This window comes from Acetobacter okinawensis JCM 25146 (assembly GCF_000613865.1).
In the GTDB taxonomy this organism is placed as follows: Bacteria; Pseudomonadota; Alphaproteobacteria; order Acetobacterales; family Acetobacteraceae; genus Acetobacter; species Acetobacter okinawensis.
Map to the genome: position 1 here is coordinate 1 of NZ_BAJU01000098.1, position 2,344 is coordinate 2,344.

At 61.3% G+C, this 2,344-nt stretch carries 3 protein-coding genes; all 3 read right to left on the reverse strand.

Translation table 11 applies throughout. The features are described from left to right. Nucleotides 1–1,053 (reverse strand): flagellar motor protein MotB (locus JCM25146_RS15775; protein ID WP_025829245.1); only part of this gene is annotated, 1,053 nt, incomplete at its 3' end. Between the two features lie 91 nt (nucleotides 1,054–1,144). Further along, on the reverse strand, nucleotides 1,145–1,756 hold the full coding sequence (locus JCM25146_RS20255) for a hypothetical protein (RefSeq protein WP_369347540.1): 612 nt from the start codon (nucleotides 1,754–1,756) through the stop codon (nucleotides 1,145–1,147). A gap of 275 nt (nucleotides 1,757–2,031) precedes the next feature. Beyond that, nucleotides 2,032–2,344: hypothetical protein (locus JCM25146_RS22685; protein WP_025829247.1), on the reverse strand; the 313-nt coding region annotated here is incomplete at its 5' end.

Consider the following 2,344-nt stretch of genomic DNA (forward strand, 5'->3'; position numbering starts at 1 on the left):
AGCCGCCGGAGCCGCACCACCAGCAGGCAGGGGCACAATGGCCCCGCCGGGCTGGCCGGGGTTTACAAACCGGCGGTGCAGAATAAGCACCACGCGCCGGTTGGCGGCTGATCCGGGGTCTGCCGGTAAAGCGAGGTCACGGTCCGCACGGCCAGAAACGCTGAGGATATTACGGTCCGGGTAGCCCGCCCTGACCAGCACCTCACGCGCGCCATCCGCGCGCTGGGCGGACAGGGTCCAGTTGGACATGCCACCACGCTTGGAGGCGCGGTACTGGTCGGCATCGGTATAACCCACAATGGAGAGCTGCTCGGGCATAGGGGCCAGCCATGCGCCAATCTGCTCCAGCATCTTGCGGCCTGCCGCATTGGGTGTGGCCGAAGCGGTGTCGAACATGGGGGTGTTATTGGCGTCGCGCAGTTCAATCCGGATGTCATCCCGCCCGAAGGAGACGGACATGTTCTTGGCCGCCTCCTGCGTATCGGGGTTCTGCGCCACGGACTGCTCAAGCCCCTGCACCATGTTGTCGAGCTTGGACTGTTCGGCGGCAGCGGCCACGGGGTTGTCCACCCCGATTGTACCAATGCTTTTGCCGCCACCACTTTCCGGCCCGCCAACAGGAATAATGGCGGGGGATGCGGGGGTCAGATGCGCCTTGAGCCCACGGGTAATATTATCGGGCGAGCCCCCCTCTTCCGAGCGGCGGGGTGCGTCTTTTGCACCGGGCTGCTCGCCACCATCATCCTCGGGGGCATCCCCATCCTTGACCTTGCGCAGGGTGGTCCCCGCCGTAAGGGGGGAGGGGGAGGTTTCCAGCATGCCATTGGAGGAGCCAAGACGGGTGTCTTTTTCCGCCATAGGGTTAAAGAACTGCGCAATACCCTTGCGCTGTTCTTCGGTTGTCGCATTCAGCAGCCACATAACCAGAAAGAAGGCCATCATGGCGGTCATGAAGTCGGCGTACGCAATTTTCCATGCGCCACCGTGGTGACCATGCTCGCCTGAATCACCCCCACGCTTGATGATGATGGGGCGTTTTTTGTTATCTGGCATGTGGTGCTACTGCGACCTTAGGCGCCCTTGTGGTGAACCATGCCAACACGGCAGCCCGGCTTGCCATGGAACGCGGCGCGGCCTGCATGTGTCAGATTGATGGAGGTGTCCAGCCAGACTTCCCCCCCAATTTCGCGCCAGCGGCGGCAGAAGGTAAAGTCCTCGCTCTGGTATGTCCCGCTTTCTGGTCGATGCTGCCATCGAACAGCGCGTAGGCGGTGCTCCCCGTCTCCCCGTTGGCGGCGTCTATGCGGGTGTAGGCGGTCTCGGGGTAGGCCTTGACCATCCGCTCCAGCGCCTGACGGCTGATCAGCATGAAACCCGTGCCAGCATAATGCGTTTGGACCATAGGTCCTTTTTCAATCTGCTGGTGCATGGCTTCCGTCTCGCCCACATAGCGCAGGGTGGCGGTGTCCTGTGGCTCGCCACGCAGGATGTTTTCCTGCGTTGTTTTGTCCCAGAAGTGTTCGCGGATCGGGTAAGCACCGGCCACCACGTCCTTGCCTGCGGCCAGCAGGCGTGCGGGCGCCTCGGCCGGGAAGCCGATGTCCGCATCAATGAACAGCAGGTGTGTCGCGTCGGAGAGGGTGAGGAACTTGTGCATCAACGTATTGCGCGCACGGCTGATCATGGCGTCATCCCCCAGAAGGGAGAGGGTCATGGGAACCTGAAGAACACCTGCGCAGGCAATGATGGATTCCATATACTCCTGTGTCACCATCCCGCCGAAACATGGCGTTGCAATAAAAATTTTTGCAGGTGGCAGCGCTGTCTGTTGCATACGTCTTCCTAATCACTCACGAGTGTGGGGATAAACGGGTCGCATGGTACACGATCACTGTCAGCCCCTTACCATCTGTAAGCGATAGCGGGCGCACACTGCTTTCTCAAGGATCAAACATAAGAAAAGAGCCATTTGCCATCGTTTTTTCATGGCTTTGCAGTTTATCGCCACCAAACAGTGGCCCCTGCCCCATGTTAAAGAAAAAACGGGCGGCGACGGCGGGCAAGATCGTCGAGTTCGGCCTGCTCGCGCCGAGCGCGCAGAACGCGCTCCTCTTCCTCACGTTTTTCCAGCAGGGACTGCGCAGCCTTGAAGGCGGCGTTGGCCTGAATCAGCTCCTCGCGCACCCGCTGGGAATCAGCGCGGGTCTTGAGCAGCACCTGCTCGGCGCGCGCGACCTCCTCCTGCGCAATAGGCAGCCAGAGGCGGAAGGACTCACGCCCCGCATCGCCCTCGGCCTCGTCGCGCTCCACTTCAATCTGGGTCAGTTGCCGCTCAAGCTCGGCC

Bases quoted from the DNA above. Each gene is read 5' to 3' on its own strand.
- JCM25146_RS20255 (WP_369347540.1), bottom strand. From the start codon at position 1,756: ATGGAATCCATCATTGCCTGCGCAGGTGTTCTTCAGGTTCCCATGACC.